The 19280-nt window shown below is 69.7% G+C and carries 19 protein-coding genes; 9 read left to right on the plus strand and 10 right to left on the minus strand.

The window, feature by feature from the left end; genetic code table 11:
- Window positions 1-41: 41 nt before the first annotated feature.
- Window positions 42-656, minus strand: a complete 615-nt coding sequence (locus M2157_RS25240) for a TetR/AcrR family transcriptional regulator (RefSeq protein ID WP_280858584.1) — start codon at window positions 654-656, stop codon at window positions 42-44.
- A 71-nt stretch (window positions 657-727) separates the two neighbouring features.
- Here M2157_RS25240 and M2157_RS25245 point away from each other — a divergent pair, with 71 nt between their 5' ends.
- Window positions 728-1642 carry an oxidoreductase gene (locus tag M2157_RS25245; RefSeq protein WP_280866272.1) on the plus strand — a complete coding sequence of 305 codons (915 nt, stop codon included), beginning with the start codon at window positions 728-730 and terminating at the stop codon, window positions 1640-1642.
- A gap of 442 nt (window positions 1643-2084) precedes the next feature.
- On the opposite strand, the gene M2157_RS25250 is transcribed toward M2157_RS25245, so the two are convergent.
- On the minus strand, window positions 2085-2978 hold the full coding sequence (locus M2157_RS25250) for an alpha/beta hydrolase (RefSeq protein WP_280866273.1): 894 nt from the start codon (window positions 2976-2978) through the stop codon (window positions 2085-2087).
- A gap of 109 nt (window positions 2979-3087) precedes the next feature.
- Here M2157_RS25250 and M2157_RS25255 point away from each other — a divergent pair, with 109 nt between their 5' ends.
- The 3 genes from M2157_RS25255 (at window position 3088) to M2157_RS25265 (ending at window position 5777) form a co-directional block, all read left to right on the plus strand.
- Window positions 3088-3813 carry a trypsin-like peptidase domain-containing protein gene (locus M2157_RS25255; RefSeq protein ID WP_280858581.1) on the plus strand — a complete coding sequence of 242 codons (726 nt, stop codon included), beginning with the start codon at window positions 3088-3090 and terminating at the stop codon, window positions 3811-3813.
- Window positions 3814-3901: 88 nt separating this feature from the next.
- The gene (locus tag M2157_RS25260) at window positions 3902-4909 is read left to right on the plus strand and encodes a bifunctional lytic transglycosylase/C40 family peptidase (RefSeq protein ID WP_280866274.1); all 1008 of its coding nucleotides are present in this window, start codon (window positions 3902-3904) and stop codon (window positions 4907-4909) included.
- 169 nt (window positions 4910-5078) lie between these two features.
- A complete protein-coding gene (locus M2157_RS25265) occupies window positions 5079-5777 on the plus strand; it encodes a phosphatase PAP2 family protein (protein ID WP_280866275.1) in 699 nt (232 codons plus the stop codon).
- A 10-nt stretch (window positions 5778-5787) separates the two neighbouring features.
- Here M2157_RS25265 and M2157_RS25270 read toward each other — a convergent pair whose 3' ends face one another.
- Window positions 5788-7329: an FAD-binding oxidoreductase gene (locus M2157_RS25270; RefSeq protein ID WP_280858578.1), complete on the minus strand. Its 1542-nt coding sequence runs from the start codon at window positions 7327-7329 to the stop codon at window positions 5788-5790.
- A gap of 297 nt (window positions 7330-7626) precedes the next feature.
- Between M2157_RS25270 and pstS the strand changes: the two genes are divergently transcribed.
- The 4 genes from pstS (at window position 7627) to pstB (ending at window position 11741) form a co-directional block, all read left to right on the plus strand.
- Window positions 7627-8751 (plus strand): phosphate ABC transporter substrate-binding protein PstS, encoded by a 1125-nt coding sequence (pstS, locus tag M2157_RS25275; protein ID WP_280858577.1) that lies wholly within the window; start codon window positions 7627-7629, stop codon window positions 8749-8751.
- A gap of 115 nt (window positions 8752-8866) precedes the next feature.
- Window positions 8867-9871, plus strand: a complete 1005-nt coding sequence (gene pstC / locus M2157_RS25280) for a phosphate ABC transporter permease subunit PstC (protein WP_280858576.1) — start codon at window positions 8867-8869, stop codon at window positions 9869-9871.
- Window positions 9868-10926 (plus strand): phosphate ABC transporter permease PstA, encoded by a 1059-nt coding sequence (gene pstA / locus M2157_RS25285; protein ID WP_280858575.1) that lies wholly within the window; start codon window positions 9868-9870, stop codon window positions 10924-10926. Before pstC ends, pstA begins: the two co-directional genes overlap by 4 nt.
- Window positions 10927-10964: 38 nt before the next feature.
- On the plus strand, window positions 10965-11741 hold the full coding sequence (pstB, locus tag M2157_RS25290) for a phosphate ABC transporter ATP-binding protein PstB (RefSeq protein WP_059206825.1): 777 nt from the start codon (window positions 10965-10967) through the stop codon (window positions 11739-11741).
- Window positions 11742-11850: 109 nt separating this feature from the next.
- On the opposite strand, the gene M2157_RS25295 is transcribed toward pstB, so the two are convergent.
- Together M2157_RS25295 and M2157_RS25300 are read right to left on the minus strand one after the other, a co-directional pair.
- A complete protein-coding gene (locus M2157_RS25295) occupies window positions 11851-12849 on the minus strand; it encodes an inorganic phosphate transporter (protein ID WP_280858574.1) in 999 nt (332 codons plus the stop codon).
- Window positions 12850-12857: 8 nt separating this feature from the next.
- Complete coding sequence (locus M2157_RS25300; protein ID WP_057608788.1) at window positions 12858-13478, minus strand: DUF47 family protein; 621 nt, start codon at window positions 13476-13478, stop codon at window positions 12858-12860.
- 200 nt (window positions 13479-13678) lie between these two features.
- Here M2157_RS25300 and M2157_RS25305 point away from each other — a divergent pair, with 200 nt between their 5' ends.
- A complete protein-coding gene (locus M2157_RS25305; protein WP_057608844.1) occupies window positions 13679-14017 on the plus strand; it encodes a metal-sensitive transcriptional regulator in 339 nt (112 codons plus the stop codon).
- A gap of 36 nt (window positions 14018-14053) precedes the next feature.
- Here the strand turns inward: M2157_RS25305 and M2157_RS25310 are convergent, their stop codons facing one another.
- From M2157_RS25310 to M2157_RS25330, 5 genes are all read right to left on the minus strand, one after another.
- A complete protein-coding gene (locus tag M2157_RS25310) occupies window positions 14054-14230 on the minus strand; it encodes a hypothetical protein (protein ID WP_167363066.1) in 177 nt (58 codons plus the stop codon).
- 98 nt (window positions 14231-14328) lie between these two features.
- Window positions 14329-15159, minus strand: a complete 831-nt coding sequence (locus M2157_RS25315) for a hypothetical protein (protein ID WP_280858573.1) — start codon at window positions 15157-15159, stop codon at window positions 14329-14331.
- A gap of 316 nt (window positions 15160-15475) precedes the next feature.
- Window positions 15476-15901: an NUDIX hydrolase gene (locus M2157_RS25320; RefSeq protein WP_280858572.1), complete on the minus strand. Its 426-nt coding sequence runs from the start codon at window positions 15899-15901 to the stop codon at window positions 15476-15478.
- Between the two features lie 17 nt (window positions 15902-15918).
- Window positions 15919-16986: a CHAD domain-containing protein gene (locus M2157_RS25325; protein ID WP_280858571.1), complete on the minus strand. Its 1068-nt coding sequence runs from the start codon at window positions 16984-16986 to the stop codon at window positions 15919-15921.
- Window positions 16967-19201, minus strand: coding sequence for an RNA degradosome polyphosphate kinase (locus M2157_RS25330; RefSeq protein ID WP_062051876.1), 2235 nt, complete (start codon window positions 19199-19201; stop codon window positions 16967-16969). The genes M2157_RS25325 and M2157_RS25330 overlap by 20 nt, the downstream gene beginning before the upstream one ends.
- Between the last annotated feature and the right edge of the window lie 79 nt (window positions 19202-19280).

Genomic DNA, 19280 nt, shown 5'->3' on the forward strand with positions numbered 1-19280 from the left:
ACACAACTCCCGGGTGGGTGACGGTGGTTCGAGTCTCCGGCTCAGCGGGGCTTGAGGCCGTACATCAGGTGGTGGACCAGTTCCGGCACGGTCTGCATGGCGGCCTCGGTGGTGAACATGCCGGTGACGGCGAAGGACGCGAGGCCGTGGAGGGCGGTGCCCACGACGAGGGTGAGCTGCTCGGGGTCGCCGTCGACGATCTCGCCGCCCTGCTGGGCGGCGGCGACGGCCCGCGCCAGGGCGCCCACCGTGCGGTCGATCCCGGCGGCCATCTGCTCGGCGGCGTCGGGCTCGTGCTTGCGGGCGTACATCAGCTCCAGGAGCTCGGCGTTGTCGATGGCGAAGCCGAGGTAGGTCCGGGCCAGGACGGTGAGGCGGTCCCGGAGGGGGAGTCCCGGTTCGTCGGCGGCTTCGAGGGCCTCGGCCATGCGGTCGTATCCGACCAGGGCGAGGGCGTTGAGCAGGGCCTGCTTGTCCTTGAAGTGCCGGCCGGGGGCGGCGTGGCTGACGCCGAGGTCGCGGGCGAGTTCACGCAGGGAGAGGGAGGCGCTGCCCTTGTCGCGCAGGGTCCGCTCGGCGGCGGCGAGGAGGGCGGAGCGCAGGTCTCCGTGGTGGTAGGGGCGGGTCTCGGGCTTCTCGGCTGGCATGGGTGCCATCGTATCCGGATGTAGTCGATGCCAGCATTGTTGTCATTGACAGCATTGTTGGCGGCGTCTACATTCAGCGTATGGCTACCGACGAGCAGCAGAAGTGGAACGCGACCCGCCTCCCCGACCAGACCGGCCGCACAGCGGTGGTCACGGGGGCGAACAGCGGTATCGGACTCCGGGCCGCGCAGGCCCTGGCCGGGGCGGGCGCGCATGTCGTGTTCGCCGTACGGGACCCGGAGCGCGGTGAGGCGGCGGCGAGGACCGTGAGCGGCAGCACGGAGGTCCGGCGGCTGGATCTGGCGGACCTGTCGTCGGTGCGGGAGTTCGCGGCGGGATGGGACCGTCCGCTGGATCTGCTGATCAACAACGCGGGCGTGATGATGGTCCCGCAGCAGCGGACGGCGGACGGCTTCGAGATGCAGTTCGGCACGAACCATCTGGGCCACTTCGCGCTGACGAACCTGCTGTTGCCGTATGTCACCGACCGGGTCGTGACGGTGTCCTCGGGTGCGCACCGCTGGGGCGACCAGCGGATCCGTTTCGACGACCTGAACAGGACGTCGGACTACGACCCGAGGGGTGTCTACGGCCAGTCGAAGCTGGCGAACCTGCTGTTCGTGCTGGAACTCCAGCGGCGGCTGACGGAGTCGGGCTCCGGGGTCCGCGCCCTGGCGGCCCACCCCGGCTACTCGGCCACCAACCTCCAGAGCCACGCGGCGAGTCCGGTGGCCCGGGTGTTCATGAAGTTCGGCAACAGGTTCCTGGCGCAGGACGACCGTGCGGGCGCACTGCCCACGCTGTACGCGGCGACGCAGGAGCTGCCGGGTGCGAGTTATGTCGGGCCGGACGGGCTCGGCGAGATGAGGGGTGCGCCGACCCTGGTGGGCCGGAGCACGGCCGCGAGCGACCCCGCCGTCGCCCGGCGCCTGTGGACGGCGTCGGAGGAGCTGACGGGGACGCGTTATCCACAGGGTGTGGGGGCGCGGGGCTGAGCCGATTCGTCCGGTGCCCCGGCCGGCCTCAGGGCGACCCGCGAGTGCCTTTGTGCCTCCTCGGCCATGTGGTGGCCGGAGTCGATCGGAGCGCCCTCCGGAGGGTGTGGGGACGCCGGGCTGAGCCGTTCGCCCGGGGCTCCCGTCGGACTCAGGGCGTTCCGGTCAGGTGTCCGGTGTTCGCCCAGAACGTGCGCAGTGCGGCGGCGAGTGCCTCTGGTGCCTCCTCGGCCATGTGGTGGCCGGAATCGATCGGAGCGCCCTCCGGAGAGTGTGGGGACGCGGGGCTGAGCCGATTCGTCCGGTGCCCCGGCCGGCCTCAGGGCGACCCGCGAGTGCCTTTGTGCCTCCTCGGCCATGTGGTGGCCGGAGTCGATCGGAGCGCCCTCCACAGGGTGTGGGGACGCCGGGCTGAGCCGTTCGCCCGGGGCTCCCGTCGGACTCAGGGCGTTCCGGTCAGGTGTCCGGCGTTCGCCCAGAACGTGCGCAGTGCGGCGGCGAGTGCTTCCGGTGCCTCTTCGGCCATGTGGTGGCCGGAGTCGATCGGGCCGCCCTCCAGCCGGTCGACCGCCCAGTCGCGCCAGACGCCCAGGACGTCGCCGTACAGGTCGGTCATGTCGTCGCGGGTGGCCCACAGGACCTGGAGCGGGCTGCCGATGCGCCGGCCGGACCGGCGGTCGGCGTCGTCGTGCTCCCGGTCGACACCGAGGCCGGCCCGGTAGTCCTCGCACATGGCGTGCACGGTGGCCGGGTCGTGGATCGCGTGCCGGTAGTCCTCGTACGCCTCGGCGCCCATCTGCTCGGCGGTGGCCGTGTACCAGGCGTCGGGGTCGGCGTTGATGACGCGTTCGGCGGGCTTGTCCGTCTGGCCGAGGAAGAACCAGTGCCACCAGCTCGCGGCGAAACCGGCGTCGCAGCGGCGCAGGGCCTCCCCGATGGGGACGGCGTCCAGCACGCTGACGGCGGACACGGCCCCGGGGTGGTCGAGGGCGAGCCGGGTGGCCACGTACGCGCCCCGGTCGTGCCCGACGACCGTGAACCGCTCGTGTCCGAGGCGGCGCATGACCGCGAGGCAGTCGCCGGCCATGGCGCGTTTGGAGTACGGACGGTGTTCCGGATCGGTCGCGGGCTTGTCGGACCGGCCGTAGCCGCGCAGATCGGGGCAGACGACGGTGTGACCGGCCGCGGCCAGCAGTGGGGCGACCCGGTGCCAGGTGGCGTGCGTACGGGGGTGCCCGTGCAGGAGCAGCACGGCCGGGCCGCTGCCGCCGTGCCGCACCCGCAGCCCGACCCCGTCGTCGCCCTCGCACCGCGTCAGCTCGAAACCGTCGAACACACAGACCTCCCCGGCTCGGCCGTCGAGGTTCGGCTGCCCTGGAGCGCGCGATCCACACGGTGACCACGGCCGTGCTCGCCCGTTGACGTGTTTCTCACCTTCGTGCGGAATGCTGCCCTCCGTGAAGCGCACGCCACGTCTGGCTCTCCACGCCGCCGCCGTCCTGCTCACCGTCACCTCGGCCTCCGAGGCGGTCGCCGACGACGGGGCGGGGCCCTTCGGGGTGACGACAGTCGCCGCGGCGACCTCGCAGAACGCCCGCGTGGGAGCCCTGTTCGACGGCAAGGAGCACTTCTGTACCGCCTCCGTCGTCCGCAGCCCGCACCGGAACCTCCTCGTCACCGCCGCGCACTGTCTCGACGACACCGACGGCGACCTCGTGTTCGTGCCCGGCTACCGGGACGGCAGAGCGCCGTACGGGAAATGGAAGGTGCGCGAGCGGTACATGCCCGAGGGGTGGTCCACGAGGCAGGACGAGGACAGTGATGTCGCCTTCGCCACGGTCGAGGGGGACATCCAGGACGCCGTCGGCGGGAACCGGTTCGTGACCGGCACCGCCACCGGGGCCACCGCGGTCACCGTCACCGGGTATCCCTCCTCCCATGACCTGCCGATCAGCTGCACCAACAAACCGACCGCGCACAGCCGCACCCAACAGCGCGTCGACTGCCCCGAGTTCACCGGCGGGACCAGCGGCAGTCCCTGGGTGAACGGGAACGGGCAGGTCGTGGGGGTGCTCGGCGGGCACGAGCAGGGCGGGGCGACGGCCGACGTGTCGTACAGCGTGGTCCTCGGGGCGGAGGCCGCCGCGCTCTACCGGGACGTGGTCTGCTGATCTTCGCGCCGACCCCGCCGAGTACCGCGGTTTCCCGCGGGGAAGCTCCTAGACTGACGCGGGCGGACTCCCAGTGGGCGAGGGGCGGTTGACGGTGCGTAAGGCGTGGCTCGTGGCGGGCGCCGTTCTCGGGACGGGGCTCAGCTTCGTGATGCTGCTCGTCGTGGGGGTCTACGTCGTCGCCGGCAACCTCGCCGGCGGGGTGGGCGGAGCCACCAGGGCCCTGGCCAAGGGCGCTGTTCCGGCCGCCTATCAGAACCTGGTGCAGAAGTGGGGCAACCTCTGTCCCGCCATCAACCCGGCCCTGCTCGCCGCTCAGCTCTACCAGGAGAGCGGATTCAATCCGAAGGCCCAGAGTGCCGCGGCGGCGCAGGGAATAGCGCAGTTCATCCCGGGGACCTGGGCGACGCACGGGGTGGACGGGGACGGCGACGGCGACAAGGACGTATGGGATCCCAATGACGCGATTCCCTCCGCGGCTTCCTACGACTGCTCGCTCGCGTCCTATGTGAAGGACGTCCCGGGGAACATCACCGAGAACATGCTCGCCTCCTACAACGCGGGCGCGTACGCGGTCATCAAGTACGGGGGCGTGCCGCCGTACAAGGAAACCCAGAACTACGTGAAGACCATCACGACCCTGGAGGAGAGCTTCGCGGCGCCGGTGAGCCGGGTCGATCCCTCCAAGCAGGCCGCCGGGGCCATCTACTACGCGCAGAAGAAGCTCGGGACGCCCTATCTGTGGGGCGGGACCGGTACCGCCGAGCAGGGCGGGCGCTTCGACTGTTCCGGGCTGACGCAGGCCTCGTACGAGAGCGTGGGCATCACGCTGCCGCGCGTCGCGAACGACCAGTACAACGCCGGCCCGCATCCGGCCAGAAGTGAACTGCTGCCGGGGGACCTGGTGTTCTTCTCCAAGGACCCCACCAACTCCCGCGCCATCCACCATGTGGGGATTTATGTGGGCGGCGGGTACATGATCGACGCACCGAGAACGGGTGCTGTGATCCGGTTCGACCCGATCGACACTTCTGAGTACTTCGGCGCCACCCGGGTCACCGAAGATGGCGCGAAAGCACTGCCCACAACGGTGTGACCGAGCGTGAAACCCTCCCCCTGAGCTGCGGCGATGTGTCTCTCTTCGATAACGTCTGCGTGATCATTCGGTGGAGTGTGGAACGTATTAACGGGAGCCATGCGTTCCTGAGGGCGTAGCCGAGCGCACATGGGTACGCCGGGAAAGACGACGAAGGGGCCGCAGCACCATGGCTGTTCTCGCCGAATCCGGGTCGAACCCCGACGTCGAACTGCTCTACGACATCAACGGCCTGGCCAAGGACGCCCCGCACTGGTTCGACCGGGTCATGGAGTACGTCGGGGAGTACGGCATCCTGTTCGGGATGGTGCTGCTCATCCTGTGGTGCTGGTGGGCGGGCCGCCGGCGTGGGGGTGAGGACGCGGCTTCCTCCGTGGCCGCGCTGGTGTGGGCGCCGCTCGCCGCCGCGCTGGCCGTGCTGGTGAACGTGCCCATAAGGGGATTCGTCGAGCGGCCCCGGCCGTTCCGGGCCCATGAGGGGCTCGAGGTCCTGGTTTCCGGGAAGACCGACTACTCCTTCGTGAGCGACCACGCGACGATCACCATGGCGATGGCCGCCGGGTTGTTCGTGGTCAACCGGAAGTTCGGGCTCTTCGGCATCGCGCTCGCGCTGCTCGAAGGGTTCTGCCGGGTGTACATGGGTGTGCACTATCCGACGGACGTCATCGGCGGGTTCGCGCTCGGGACGGCTGTGGCCCTGTTGTTGTCGCCGCTCGCGATGGCTCTTCTCACGCCGGTGATGAAGGCGGTCGAGGGGTCCTCGAAGGGGGCGTGGATCGTCCGCGCGCGAGGCACCGAGCGGGGAACCTCGGTGATCCCCGGGGCCCGGCAGGAGGCCGCGGCCTCCGAGAGGGATCTCGCCGCGTGACGAAGGACGGCTACAGCGACTGCGGGTAGGTGAAGAACCCCTGCGGGTCGTACTGCTTCTTCACCTTGGCCAGCTTTGTCGCCGCGTCGCCGTAGTACGCCTTCCGCCAGTCCTTCAGCGTCGGGTCCGTGTAGTTCTGGTAGGCCGCGCCCGAGGCGTACGGCTTCATCGCGTCGTGGGCTCCCGTCAGCCAGGACCGGGCCGTCGTGCCCGTCGTTCCCGCCTTCCAGGACGCGATGTACTGGGCCAGCATGCGGGAGCGGCGGTGGACGAAGGCCGTCGCGGTGGGGGAGACGCGGTTGACCGCTCCGCCGAGGGCGATCAGGGCGATGCTGCCCGAGCCGCCCCGGACCGAGGCGATCTGCCTCGTGAGGGTCTGGATGCCGGCCGCCGAGAGCGAGCGGTCGAAGAAGTCCGAGTGCGCCGTGTAGGTCTCGCGGCCAAGGGCCCCCCGCGGGTTGCGGCCCGGGGTGGAGCCGGGCAGATGGCACCTGGCGTCCGTGGAGAACGACGAGCAGCCCGCGTACGCCTCCATCGCGCTCTCGTAGGAGTGCCGCCTGAGCGTCACGCTGCGGGCCGGTGAGCCGATCCTGTCGGCCAGGCGGTCGAGCGCGTTCTGAAGCTCGCCGTAGGTGCCCAGGGAGAACGCCGCGACCGCCACGGAGGGCGAGCCGCCGTTCTCCAGGTGGCAGGAGGACCAGATCTCGTCGGGCTGGGTGGGGCCCCACTCCTGCCATGCCCTCACCACGGCGGCCGCCCTGGACCACGGCCAGGTCGCGTACGCGGTCACGCCCTGCGGGGCGGGGTGGGTCCTGAAGTGCAGTTCGGTCACCACGCCGAAGTTGCCGTTGCCGGCGCCGCGCAGCGCCCAGAAGAGGTCCTTGTTGGTGGACGCGTCGGCGGTCAGCTCCTTGCCGTCGGCCGTGATCAGCGTCGCCCGGCTGAGGCTGTCGCAGGTCAGTCCGTAGGCCCGGGAGACCACGCCGTGACCGCCGCCCAGGGTGAGACCGGAGACGCCGACCGTCGGGCACGAGCCCCCCGGGACGGTCACGCCCTTGGCGGTGAGGGCCCGGTAGACGTCGATCAGCTTGGCGCCGGCGCCGACCACCGCGGTGCCGCCCGAGGCGCGGACGCGGTTCAGCTTGGAGACATCGATGATCAGCCTGTTGTTTCCCGAGGACCAGCCGGCGTAGGAGTGGCCGCCGTTGCGGATCGCCACCCGGATGCCGCGAGCGCGGGTATAAGCGACAATGGTGCGGATATCGTCCGCGTTCGCCACGTACGCGACGGCCGCGGGCTTCAGCGAGTCGAAGCGGGTGTTGTAGAGCTGCCGGGCCGTCGCCCAGTCGGCGTCGCCGGGGCGGACCAGAGGGCCGTCCAGGTCACGGGCGAGGGCCGACCAGTTCGCGGCGGCCGCGGCGGGCGTACGGGAGGAGAGGGACTGGCCGATGGTGCTCTGCGCGGCGCCGGCGCTTCCCCCACCGTCGCACGCGGCCGTGGTCACCGCCGCGATCGCGGCCGCGCCGCCCCCGATGAACGTACGCCGTTCCATGTGTCCGTGCCTTCCGTCGGCCTCGTCGGCTTCCGTGGTACGAGACGGGACTGTGGGGGTGAGGGTTCCCTGGAGGGTTCCGGAATCACACTGTGCCCTCGACGTAAGCGTTCCGTGACCTCACCGCACCTTCTGCAGGGGTTCACCCGCAGTTCACTTCCGGCCATCAACGCCTTCACCTGATCTGCCTAATTTCGGCCTTACGCGATGCGTGGTGCGTCACGAATGCGCATCCGTATCTCCCAGACTTCGCGCACGCCGCCGGATTCAGGACGGCGGCTCCCGGAAGGAACTCAAGTGAAGCTTCAGCGCAAGAACCGGCGGGCCCTCGCCTTCGGTGCTCTCGCCGTCTCCGGCGCCCTGGCCCTCACGGCGTGCGGCTCGGACGACACCAGCGACGGTGGTGGCAGCAGCGCGTCCTCGACCGCCAATGCCAGCAGCATCAAGTGCGACGACGCCAAGGGCCAGCTGCTCGCCGACGGCTCCTCCGCGCAGAAGAACGCGATCGACGCCTGGGTCAAGCAGTTCACGCAGGCCTGTGGTGTTCAGATCAACTACAAGGGCGGCGGTTCCGGCGCGGGCGTCACCGCGTTCAACAACGGCCAGGTCGCCTTCGCGGGTTCCGACTCGGCGCTGAAGCCCGAAGAGGTCACGGCCTCCAAGAAGGTCTGCTCCGGCGGCCAGGGCATCGACCTCCCGATGGTCGGCGGCCCGATCGCCCTCGGCATCAACCTCTCCGGTGTCGACAAGCTCACGCTGGACGCGCCCACCATCGCCAAGATCTTCAACGCCAAGATCAGCAACTGGAACGACCCGGCGATCGCCAAGCTGAACCCGGGCGTGAAGCTCCCCGACCTGAAGATCCAGGCGTTCCACCGCTCGGACGACTCCGGCACCACGGACAACTTCACCAAGTACCTGATCGCCACCGCCAAGAGCGACTGGCCCTACGAGCACGGCAAGACCTGGGTGGCCAAGGGCGGCCAGTCCGCCGCGCAGTCCTCCGGTGTCGCCCAGCAGGTGAAGCAGACCAACGGCGCCATCGGCTACTTCGAGCTCTCCTACGCCAAGGACGGCATCACGCCGGTCAGCATCGACACCGGCGCCTCCGCCCCGGTCGAGCCCACCGTCGACAACGCCACCAAGGCCATCGCGGACGCCAAGGTCGTCGGCACCGGCTCGGACCTCGCGCTGGAGCTCAACTACGGGACCAAGGCCGAGGGTGCCTACCCGATGGTCCTCGTCACGTACGAGATCGTCTGCGACAAGGGCAACAAGTCCGACACCCTGGCCGCCACCAAGGCGTTCCTGCGCTACACCGCCTCCGAGGACGGCCAGAAGGTCCTCGCGGACAACGACTACGCGCCGATCCCCGAGGACATCATCGCCAAGGTCCGCACCACCATCGAGGGCCTGAGCTGACCTGAGCGTGTGGTCGCCCGGGGCCCGCTTCGAGGGACCCGGGCCGACCACACCGTCCGGTGCACCGCCGCCAGGAGCCGCACGACACGTGCGGCTCAGCAGACCGGAGAACCCGATGGACACCACACAGATAACTGACGCACCTCCCCCCACTCCCCAGCCCACCGAGGCCGAGCAGAAGCGCGCGGCCCGGGGCGCCACCCGACCCGGAGACCGGATCTTCCTCGGTTTCTCCCGCGGGTCGGGCATCCTGCTGCTGGTGATCATGGCCGCCATCGCCGGCTTCCTCACCTACCGCGCCTCGATCGCGATCAGCAAGGACGACGCCAACTTCTTCACCGCCTTCGAGTGGAACACCCAGCTCGTTCCGCCGAAGTTCGGCATCGCCGTCCTCGTCTTCGGCACGGTCGTCTCCTCGATCATCGCCATGGCCATCGCGGTCCCGATCGCGGTCGCCATCGCGCTGTTCCTCACGCACTACGCCCCGCGCAGGCTGAGCGGTCCCATCGCCTATGTGATCGACCTGCTCGCCGCCGTGCCGTCCATCGTCTACGGCCTCTGGGGCGCCCTGATCCTCGTCCCGCACATGAACGGCCTCTACGGCTGGCTCGACGACTACCTCGGCTGGACCGGCATCTTCTCCTGGCAGGGCGGCGCGCCCCGCTCGATGCTCACGGTCGGCATCCTGCTCGCGATCATGATCCTGCCGATCATCACCAACGTGAGCCGCGAGGTCTTCCGCCAGGCCCCGCAGATGATCGAAGAGGCGGCCCTCGCCCTCGGCGCCACCCGCTGGGAGGTCATCCGCATGGCGGTGATCCCCTTCGGCCGCTCCGGCGTGATCTCCGCCTCGATGCTGGGCCTCGGCCGCGCGCTCGGTGAGACGATGGCCGTGGCCACCGTGCTCTCGCCGACCTTCGACATCCAGGCCAGCCTGCTCGACCCGGGCGGCGGCACCTTCGCCCAGAACATCGCCAGCAAGTTCGGTGAGGCCAGCGAGACCGGCCGGGACGCGCTGATCGCCTCCGGCCTGGTGCTGTTCGTCATCACCCTGCTGGTCAACGGCGCGGCGCGCATGATCATCGCCCGCCGCAAGGAGTACTCGGGGGCCAACGCATGAGCACCGCAATCACCGAGAAGCGCCCCAGCACCCTGCGCGGCGCCAGCCTCCCCAAGTGGTCCCCGTACGCCATCGCCGTCGGCTCCGTCGCCCTGGGCCTCGGCATCAGCGCGGCCGCGGGGCTGGACAGCAGCATCCAGTGGGCGCTGATGGCCGGGGTCCTGTTCGTCCTCGGCACGTACGTCATCTCCGCCCGCGTGGAGGGCCGCCGCCAGGCCAAGGACCGGGTCGCGACCGCGCTGGTCTGGGTCGCCTTCCTGCTCGCCGTCATCCCGCTGGTCTCCCTGGTGTGGTCGACGGTCTCGCGCGGGGTCAAGGTCCTCGACTTCTACTTCCTGACCCACTCGATGGGTCTGGTCGCCGACTCCGAGCCGGGCGGCGGTATCTACCACGCCATCCTCGGCAGCCTGGAGCAGGTCGGTCTCGCCACCGTGATCGCGGCGCCGATCGGTGTGCTCACCGCGATCTATCTGGTCGAGTACGGGCGCGGGAAGCTTGCCAAGGCCGTCACGTTCTTCGTCGATGTCATGACGGGCATCCCGTCGATCGTCGCGGGTCTGTTCATCCTCTCGATCATGCTGATGTTCGACATGCAGCCCTTCGGGTTCGCCGGCTCGCTCGCCCTGGCCATCCTGATGATGCCGGTCGTGGTCCGCTCCACGGAGGAGATGCTCAAGCTCGTCCCGAACGAGCTGCGCGAGGCGTCCCTGGCGCTCGGCATCCCGAAGTGGCGCACCATCCTGAAGGTGGTCATCCCGACCTCCATCGGCGGCATCACCACCGGCATCATGCTGGCGATCGCCCGTATCGCGGGTGAGACCGCGCCGGTGCTGCTGCTGGTCTGGGGCAACTCGCTCATCAACTCCAACCCCTTCGAGGGTGCGCAGCAGTCGTTGCCGCTGTACATCTATCAGCAGTACGCGAACAGCGCGGGAGCCGGTGCGGCGTACGACCGAGCGTGGGCGGCGTCCCTGACGCTGATCGCCTTCGTGATGATCCTCAACCTGGTGGCTCGCGGCATCGCCCGCTGGAAGGCCCCGAAGACCGGTCGCTGACGCGACCCCACAGCGACTGATCTGGAAGTGAAGTAGTCATGGCCAAGCGAATCGACGTAAGCGGGCTCACCGCCTACTACGGCTCCCACAAGGCGATCGAGGACATCTCGATGACGGTCGAGCCGCGCTCGGTGACGGCCTTCATCGGCCCCTCCGGCTGCGGCAAGTCGACCTTCCTGCGCACGCTCAACCGGATGCACGAGGTCACCTCGGGCGGCCGGGTCGAGGGCAAGGTGCTCCTCGACGACGAGGACCTGTACGGCCAGGGCATCGACCCCGTGTCCGTCCGCCGTGAGGTGGGAATGGTCTTCCAGCGCCCGAACCCGTTCCCCACGATGTCGATCTTCGACAACGTGGCGGCGGGCCTGCGCCTGAACGGCTCGTACAAGAAGAGCGAGCTGTCGGAGGTCGTCGAGAAGTCCCTCAAGGGCGCGAACCTCTGGAACGAGGTCAAGGACCGTCTGAACAAGCCGGGTTCGGGTCTCTCCGGTGGTCAGCAGCAGCGCCTGTGCATCGCCCGCGCGATCGCGGTGGAGCCCAAGGTCCTTCTCATGGACGAGCCCTGCTCGGCGCTGGACCCGATCTCGACCCTCGCCATCGAGGACCTGATCGGTGAGCTGAAGGAGCGCTTCACGATCGTCATCGTGACGCACAACATGCAGCAGGCGGCGCGTGTCTCCGACCGGACGGCCTTCTTCAACCTGGCCGCCGTCGGCCAGCCCGGCAAGCTGATCGAGATCGACGAGACGGAGCGGATCTTCTCCAACCCGTCGGTCCAGGCCACGGAGGACTACATCTCCGGCCGCTTCGGCTGAGCCGACCCCGACCCCTCGCGGTGCTGCATGGCGGTGCCACCGCGAGGACACAGAGGCCCGCCCCCGGGAATCCGGGGGCGGGCCCGTTTGCGTGCACGGTCCCTGGTTCCTACAGGAACACCAGGTTCACGATCCAGAAGGCGCAGGCGGCCACGATCGCCGCCGCCGGCATGGTGATGAACCAGCCGAGGATGATGTTCTTGGCGACGCCCCAGCGGACCGCGTTGACGCGCTTGGTGGCGCCGACGCCCATGATCGCCGAGGTGATGACGTGGGTCGTCGAGACCGGCGCCTTGAACAGGTAGGCGGTGGTGAACATGATCGCCGCACCGGTCGTCTCCGCGGCGAAACCCTGCGGCGGATCGAGCTCGATGATCTTCCGGCCCAGGGTGCGCATGATGCGCCAGCCGCCCGCGTACGTGCCCAGCGACAGCATCACCGCGCAGGCGATCTTCACCCAGACCGGGATCGGGTCGCCGTACGTCTCGTGTCCGGAGATCACCAGGGCCATCACCACGACACCCATGGTCTTCTGGGCGTCCTGGAGGCCGTGACCGAGGGCCATGCCGGCCGCGGACACGGTCTGCGCTATCCGGAAGCCCCGCTTCGCCTTGTGCGGATTGGCCCGCCGGAAGATCCACATGATCGCGGTCATCACCAGATAACCGGCGATCAGACCGACGACCGGCGAGACGAACATCGGGATGACGACCTTGTCGAGCACGCCGTTCCAGATCACTTCGGTGCCGCCCGCCAGCGCGGCCCCCACCATGCCCCCGAACAGCGCGTGCGAGGACGAGGAGGGCAGCCCGAAGTACCAGGTGACGAGGTTCCACACGATCGCGCCGACCAGTGCCGCGAAGAGGATTCCCATCCCCTTGGAGCCCTGCGGCGTCTCGATCAGGCCCTCGCTGACGGTCTTGGCGACCCCGGAGCCGAGAAAGGCTCCTGCCAGGTTCATGACCGCTGCCATGGCGAGTGCGGCCCGGGGGGTCAGTGCCCGGGTCGACACCGAGGTCGCGATGGCGTTCGCCGAGTCGTGGAAGCCGTTGGTGTACGTGAAGAAGAGCGCGACCAGGATGGTCACGACCAGAGCGAAGGTGTCCATGGAAGAGGTCAGGACTCCTTGACGGCGATGGTCTCCACCGTGTTCGCCACATGCTCGAACGCGTCCGCGGCCTCTTCGAGGACGTCCACGATCTGCTTGAGCTTGAGGACCTCGATGGCCTCGTACTTGCCGTTGAAGAGCATGGCGAGCAGCTTGCGGTGGATCTGGTCCGCCTGGTTCTCCAGCCGGTTGACCTCGATCCAGTACTCGGTGAGGTTCTCCATGGTCCGCAGGTGCGGCATGGCCTCGGCCGTGAGCTCGGCGGCCCGTGCGAGCACCTCGATCTGCTGCTCGACGCCCTTGGGGAGTTCCTCGACGTTGTAGAGGACGACCAGGTCGACGGCCTCCTCCATGAAGTCCATGATGTCGTCGAGGGAGGACGCCAGGTTGTAGATGTCCTCGCGGTCGAACGGCGTGATGAACGAGGAGTTCAACTGGTGGAAGATCGCGTGGGTGGCGTCGTCACCGGCGTGTTCCGCGGCCCGCATACGCTCTGCGATCTCGGCCCGGCCGGCGGTGTCCGCGCCGAGCAGTTCCATCAGGAGCTTCGAGCCCGTGACGATGTTGTCCGCGGAGGCGGCGAACATGTCGTAGAAGCTCGTCTCCCTGGGGGTCAGACGAAAGCGCACAAGGGGTCCTCGGGGTGCATCGGTTTCGGTCAGGGTGATGCTAGGTGCATCATCCGGCCACGGCTAATGGGCCGTCCCCCAGTGTCGCCCATCAGGCACAGTGGTTGGCACGGGGGCCGTCCGCAGGCCCTATACCCGGGAAACTTCGGTACGATATACCCAGGAGGGGTATAGGAATGCCCCTTGTTGTGGAGGACGCGATGACGACCACCGACACCGGCGCCACGGCGCCCTCCGAGCCAGTGGCCGAAAACGTCACACACGGCTACCACAAGCAGAAGGACGAACACCTCAAACGCCTGCGCCGGATCGAGGGCCAGATCCGGGGCCTGCAGCGGATGGTCGACGAGGACGTCTACTGCATCGACATACTCACGCAGGTGTCGGCCTCCACCAAGGCCCTGCAGTCCTTCGCCCTGCAGCTGCTGGAGGAACACCTGCGGCACTGCGTCGCGGACGCTGCCGTCAAGGGCGGCGCCGAGATCGACGCGAAGGTCGAGGAGGCGACGAAGGCCATCGGCCGTCTGCTGCGGACCTGATCAGGCCTCCCCCACGGCGGGACGGGCGCCCCCGGTTCACTTGCCGGGGGCGCTCGCGCGTTCTTCGGCCACTTTCAGCACCTCGTCGATGCTCTCCAGGCTGAGCCGGTCGTCCGCGGCCGACGCCGCGATGATCAGCTCTCCGCACAGTTCGATCTCGGCGAGGGCCACGTGGTCCTGCACCGCCGTACCGCCGACCGGAGCCACGCGCATCACCTCTTCTCTGCCGTTACCGACTTCCTAGAGTAGGGAGCGGCATACACACCGCGCATGGCACGGACGGGCTAGTTCTTGACGCCCGTCACGACCGCTCACCCCTCGGCGATCTCTCCGGCGTAGATGTCCCGGGCGGCCGGCAGACGTACGTCCGTGGCGATCCCGAAGTCGTACAGCAGGGTCGTCGAGGCGACCGCGACGGTGCCCTGCCGCTGTCCGTTGACGAAGCTGAAGCGGTGGCGGATCTTGCGGATGCGGCCCTGGTCGTCGAGGTAGACGTCGAAGGGCACCGCGGCCGTGGCGAACCCTTTCGCCGCCGCCGCCAGGACACCCTTGTTGGCGCCTGAGGCGTCCTTCGCCGCGGCGGCGAGGTCCGCCGTACCCCGGTAGTGCCGCACCTCGGTCCCCGCGAGCTCGGTCGTGCCGACGTACGTCGCCGTCCTGGTCCCGCGCAGCACCTCGGCGGCGGCGAGCGGATCGGTGGCCCCGCCGGTGACGAGGTTGCCGTCGGAGAGGGTCGCGGTGTCGACGCGCACCCATTTGTCGGCGGGCACACCGGCGCCCCGGTTCTTCATGAACAGGGCACCGGGGGCGAGGAGTTCCGTGATCGGCCGGTGCTCGCTGGTGCCCGCCGGATCCTGCGGCAGCATCACCTTCAGCCGGCCGAGCCGCTCGCGGTAGTCGTACACGCCCTCGCCGCGGATGGTGACCCGGGTGCCGCCGGTGGCCATCTCCATCGATGTGCTCGCCTTCGAACTGCCCGCGTCCTCAAGGGTGTCGGCGGCCCGGCGCAGGGTCCCGACCGGGTCGGCCGCGCGCGCGTCGTCGAGCGTGGCGCCGCTGCCCGAGCAACCGGTGGCGCAGGCCATGAGCACCGCCGCGACGACGACCGACCCGCCGGCCTGCCTCTGCTGCCGCTCCGTCATCGCCGCCTACCCCCAGCCGATACGTCCGTCAAGGACCCCCTGTCGTTTCGCCTAACGACGGGCAGGAGGAGGTCGTCACGCGCATACCAGGGCTTTACCCGCGGTGGGTAACGTTGTCGGCGTGGCGCAGCAGGACAGGATCCCCCCACCTCCCTCCGACCGACCGGCCCACCACACGCAGATGGTCGAACAAGGCCGTTTCTGCCTGGCCCGGTGCACCTGTGGCTGGCGCGGACCGGCGCGCAGAGCCCGCAGCCAGGCGCGGGCGGACGCGGAGGGGCACGCACCGGTCTGAGAGCCGCCCCCGCCTCAGGCCCTACCTGTGTTCGAGTACCAGCACCAGGAGCTCGTCGACGAGTGTCCTGTCCCGGGGCTGGGTCAGCCGGTTCTTCGCGGCCGTCGGGGAGAGCCAGAGGATGCGGTCGACCTCGTCGTTCGGTGTGAAGGCGCCGGTGGTGGCCTCGGCCGCCCAGTAACGGACCTGCTTGGGACGGCCGTTGGCGTAGTACTTCGTGGTGGAGAGAGGGGCGCCGGGTGCGGCTCGGTACCCCGTCTCCTCCTCCACCTCGCGCAGCGCGCCGGTGAGGGCGTCCTCGCCGCGCTTCAGCTTGCCCTTGGGGTGCGACCAGTCGTCGTACTTCGGCCTGTGGACCAGGCAGAGCTCCAGCTCGCCGTCGATCGGGGAGCGGCGCCACAGCACGCAGCCGGCCGCCTGGACGGGGGTTTGCGGGAAGTCGGTCACTGGAGTCTCTGCCTCCTTCAGGTGCTGACGGCCTGCTTCTGCCAGCACTGCTGGAACGCGAACCGGGCCGCCTCCACCTCGTGGCGCTGGTCGGCGTGCAGAACGCCGAGGGCGTAGGCGGTGGCCGGGGCGATGCGGGGGGTGCGGGCCGCTGCGGCGGCCGCGGCCGCGGCCTCCGAGGCGTCCCGGTGGCGGTCCAGGGCCTGACCTGCCGTCAGGAGCCGTAGCTCCACCGGGGGGTTGGCGCCGCAGAGGATCTCCCTCGCGTATCTGTGCAGGCGAAGGAGGAGGCGGACCTGGTGCCAGGGGGCGTCCTGGGGGTGGGGGGAGGGGTCCGGGGAGAGCCCGTGGATGAGGGCCTCGGCGTTGTAGGGATGGCCCGCGGTGACCAGGGGGAGGGCGGTCACCGCGTCCTCGAGGCGTTCCTGGGCCGCGGTGGCCATGGGGTGGAGTTCGGTGGTGACGGCCGTTTTCGTCAGGGGGACTTCGCTCGCCAGTACGGCGATGTTGTCGGCGACCGCGTGGAAGCGGGAGGAGCCGAGGGCCTGGAGGGCGGTGCTGTGGGCTCGGGTGCGGGCGAGGGTGAGCTGGCGGTCGAGGAGGGCGCCTGCTTTCGCGGCGCCCACTGTCAGGTTGCCGCGGTCCGGGGCGGACGCCGGGTGGCCGGCGGAGCCGGCGGTGCCCACCGCCGCACTCGCCGGCTGCGTCGGGAACACCGCCCCCGACAGCCTGTGCAGGGCCAGCAACAGGCGTTCCAGACGGGACTCGTACGCGTGCTCCATGCCCAAGGTCCCTGACAGCCAGGCCAGTTCGGGGCGGAGGGACTCCGACCAGTCGGGGTCCAGGAGCGGGCGGAAGGTGTGGAGGCTGGCGCTGATGCGGCGGACCGAGCGGCGCAGGGCCCGGGCCGCGTCCACGGGGTCCTCCGCGCCCGCCGCCGAGGCACCGCCGGACTCCCGGTGCTGGCGCAGGGCGCGGAGGAACTCCGTGGCCTGGGACCGCAGGTAGCCCGCGAGGGCGTCCCCGGTGATCGCCCCGGCGTGCCCGGCCAGGGGATCCGTCGGTTCAAGGTGTTGCTGTGCCACGCCGGCGCCTCCGGGCGTCTATGAGCATCTCCTGGACGTTGCGCAGGGGCTGGCCGTCCGCATCCGTGGCGTGCCGGGTCCACTCGCCGTCCGGGCCGAGATGCCAGGACGCGGTGGTGTCGGACATGCCGGTCTCCAGCAGCCGGTTGAGGGCCGCCCGGTGGGCCGGGTCGGTGACCCGGACCAGGGCCTCTATCCGGCGGTCGAGGTTGCGGTGCATCATGTCGGCGCTGCCGATCCACATCTCGGGCTCGCCGCCGTTGCCGAAGCCGAAGACCCGGGAGTGTTCGAGGAACCGGCCGAGGATCGAGCGGACCCGGATGTTCTCGGACATGCCGGCGACGCCGGGGCGGATCGCGCAGATACCGCGCACCCAGACGTCGACCGGCACACCCGCCTGGGACGCCCGGTAGAGCGAGTCGATGAGCGCCTCGTCCACCATGGAGTTGACCTTGATGCGGATGAAGGCGGGGCGCCCTGCGCGGTGGTGCTGGACTTCCTTGTTCACGCGGGAAATGAGGCCGTCGCGAAGGGACTTGGGCGCCACGAGGAGGCGGCGGTAGGTCTCGCGGCGGGAGTAGCCGGACAGCCGGTTGAAGAGGTCGGAGAGGTCCGCGCCCACCTGCGGGTCCGCGGTGAGCAGGCCCAGGTCCTCGTAGAGGCGCGCGGTCTTCGGGTGGTAGTTGCCGGTGCCGACGTGGCTGTACCGCCGTAGCGTGTCGCCCTCCTGACGGACCACCAGGGACAGCTTGCAGTGGGTCTTCAGGCCGACCAGGCCGTAGACGACATGGCAGCCCGCCTCCTCCAGCTTGCGCGCCCACTTGATGTTGGCGTGCTCGTCGAAGCGGGCCTTGATCTCGACCAGGACGAGGACCTGCTTGCCGGCCTCGGCGGCGTCGATGAGGGCGTCGACGATCGGGGAGTCGCCCGAGGTCCGGTACAGGGTCTGCTTGATGGCGAGGACGTCGTCGTCCTCGGCCGCCTGCTGGAGGAACGCCTGCACCGACGTCGAGAACGAGTCGTACGGGTGGTGCAGCAGGACGTCGCGGGCGCGCAGGGAAGCGAAGATGTCGGGCGCGGACGCCGACTCGACCTCCGCCAGGTCGCGGTGGACGCCGGCGACGAACTTGCGGTACTTCAGCTCGGGGCGGTCGAGGCCCGCGATGCGGAAGAGGCCGGTGAGGTCGAGGGGGCCGGGGAGCGGGTAGACCTCCGCCTCGGAGATCTTCAGTTCGCGCACCAGCAGGTCGAGGACCTCGCGGTCGATGGACTCCTCGACCTCCAGGCGCACCGGCGGACCGAAGCGGCGCCGCATGAGCTCCTTCTCCAGGGCCTTGAGGAGGTTCTCGGCGTCGTCCTCCTCGACCTCCAGGTCCTCGTTGCGGGTGACCCGGAAGGTGTGGTGCTCCAGCACCTCCATGCCCGGGAACAGCTCCTCCAGGTGGGCCGCGATGACGTCCTCGATGGGGACGTAGCGGCCGGGGGAGGACTCCAGGAAGCGGGACAGCAGCGGCGGGACCTTGACCCGGGCGAAGTGGCGCTTGCCGTTGACCGGGTTGCGCACGATCACGGCCAGGTTCAGCGACAGGCCGGAGATGTACGGGAAGGGGTGCGCCGGGTCGACCGCGAGGGGGGTCAGGACCGGGAAGATCTGGTGCCGGAACAGGGTGAAGAGGCGGGCCTGCTCCTTCTCCTGGAGTTCGCTCCAGCGGACCAGGTGGATGCCCTCTTCGGCCAGGGCGGGGGCGACGTCCTCGTGGTAGCAGGCGGCGTGCCGGGCCATCAGCTCGCGGGAGCGGGCCCAGATCATCTCCAGGACCTCGCGAGGCTGGAGGCCGGAGGCGGAGCGGGTGGCGACGCCGGTGGCGATACGGCGCTTCAGTCCGGCCACCCGGACCATGAAGAACTCGTCCAGGTTGCTGGCGAAGATCGCGAGGAAGTTCGCGCGCTCCAGCATGGGGGTGTTCGGGTCCTCGGCGAGTTCCAGGACACGTTCGTTGAACGCGAGCCAGCTGCGCTCCCGGTCGAGGAAGCGACCCTGCGGGAGCTGGGCGGCCCCGTCGACCGGGATCTCCTCGTACGCGTCGAGATCGGCGTCGAGGTCTGGCTCCAGATCGGAGACGGTGGCCGACACGGTGTGCGGGCGGTGCGCGGCTATGGAGCCCACGGAGGGCTGCACGTGCTGGACCTCTGCCTGGGTGTTCGACTGGCTCATGGCCCCATTCTTCCGCGCCGGACGCGAAACGGGCGCGTCGGAGGCGGCGAGCGGGAGCACGACGGCGACCGGGGCGTCC

The sequence above is a fragment of the Streptomyces sp. SAI-127 genome (assembly GCF_029894425.1).
Taxonomy (GTDB): Bacteria; Actinomycetota; Actinomycetes; order Streptomycetales; family Streptomycetaceae; genus Streptomyces.

Excerpts from the sequence above, each read along its gene's own strand:
- M2157_RS25240 (WP_280858584.1), bottom strand. The coding sequence starts at position 656 with ATGGCACCCATGCCAGCCGAGAAGCCCGAGACCCGCCCCTACCACCAC.
- M2157_RS25245 (WP_280866272.1), top strand. The coding sequence starts at position 728 with ATGGCTACCGACGAGCAGCAGAAGTGGAACGCGACCCGCCTCCCCGAC.
- M2157_RS25255 (WP_280858581.1), top strand. The coding sequence starts at position 3,088 with ATGCTGCCCTCCGTGAAGCGCACGCCACGTCTGGCTCTCCACGCCGCC.
- M2157_RS25265 (WP_280866275.1), top strand. The coding sequence starts at position 5,079 with ATGGCTGTTCTCGCCGAATCCGGGTCGAACCCCGACGTCGAACTGCTC.
- M2157_RS25270 (WP_280858578.1), bottom strand. The coding sequence starts at position 7,329 with ATGGAACGGCGTACGTTCATCGGGGGCGGCGCGGCCGCGATCGCGGCG.
- pstC (WP_280858576.1), top strand. The coding sequence starts at position 8,867 with ATGGACACCACACAGATAACTGACGCACCTCCCCCCACTCCCCAGCCC.
- pstA (WP_280858575.1), top strand. The coding sequence starts at position 9,868 with ATGAGCACCGCAATCACCGAGAAGCGCCCCAGCACCCTGCGCGGCGCC.
- pstB (WP_059206825.1), top strand. The coding sequence starts at position 10,965 with ATGGCCAAGCGAATCGACGTAAGCGGGCTCACCGCCTACTACGGCTCC.
- M2157_RS25295 (WP_280858574.1), bottom strand. The coding sequence starts at position 12,849 with ATGGACACCTTCGCTCTGGTCGTGACCATCCTGGTCGCGCTCTTCTTC.
- M2157_RS25305 (WP_057608844.1), top strand. The coding sequence starts at position 13,679 with ATGACGACCACCGACACCGGCGCCACGGCGCCCTCCGAGCCAGTGGCC.
- M2157_RS25310 (WP_167363066.1), bottom strand. The coding sequence starts at position 14,230 with ATGCGCGTGGCTCCGGTCGGCGGTACGGCGGTGCAGGACCACGTGGCC.
- M2157_RS25315 (WP_280858573.1), bottom strand. The coding sequence starts at position 15,159 with ATGACGGAGCGGCAGCAGAGGCAGGCCGGCGGGTCGGTCGTCGTCGCG.
- M2157_RS25330 (WP_062051876.1), bottom strand. The coding sequence starts at position 19,201 with ATGAGCCAGTCGAACACCCAGGCAGAGGTCCAGCACGTGCAGCCCTCC.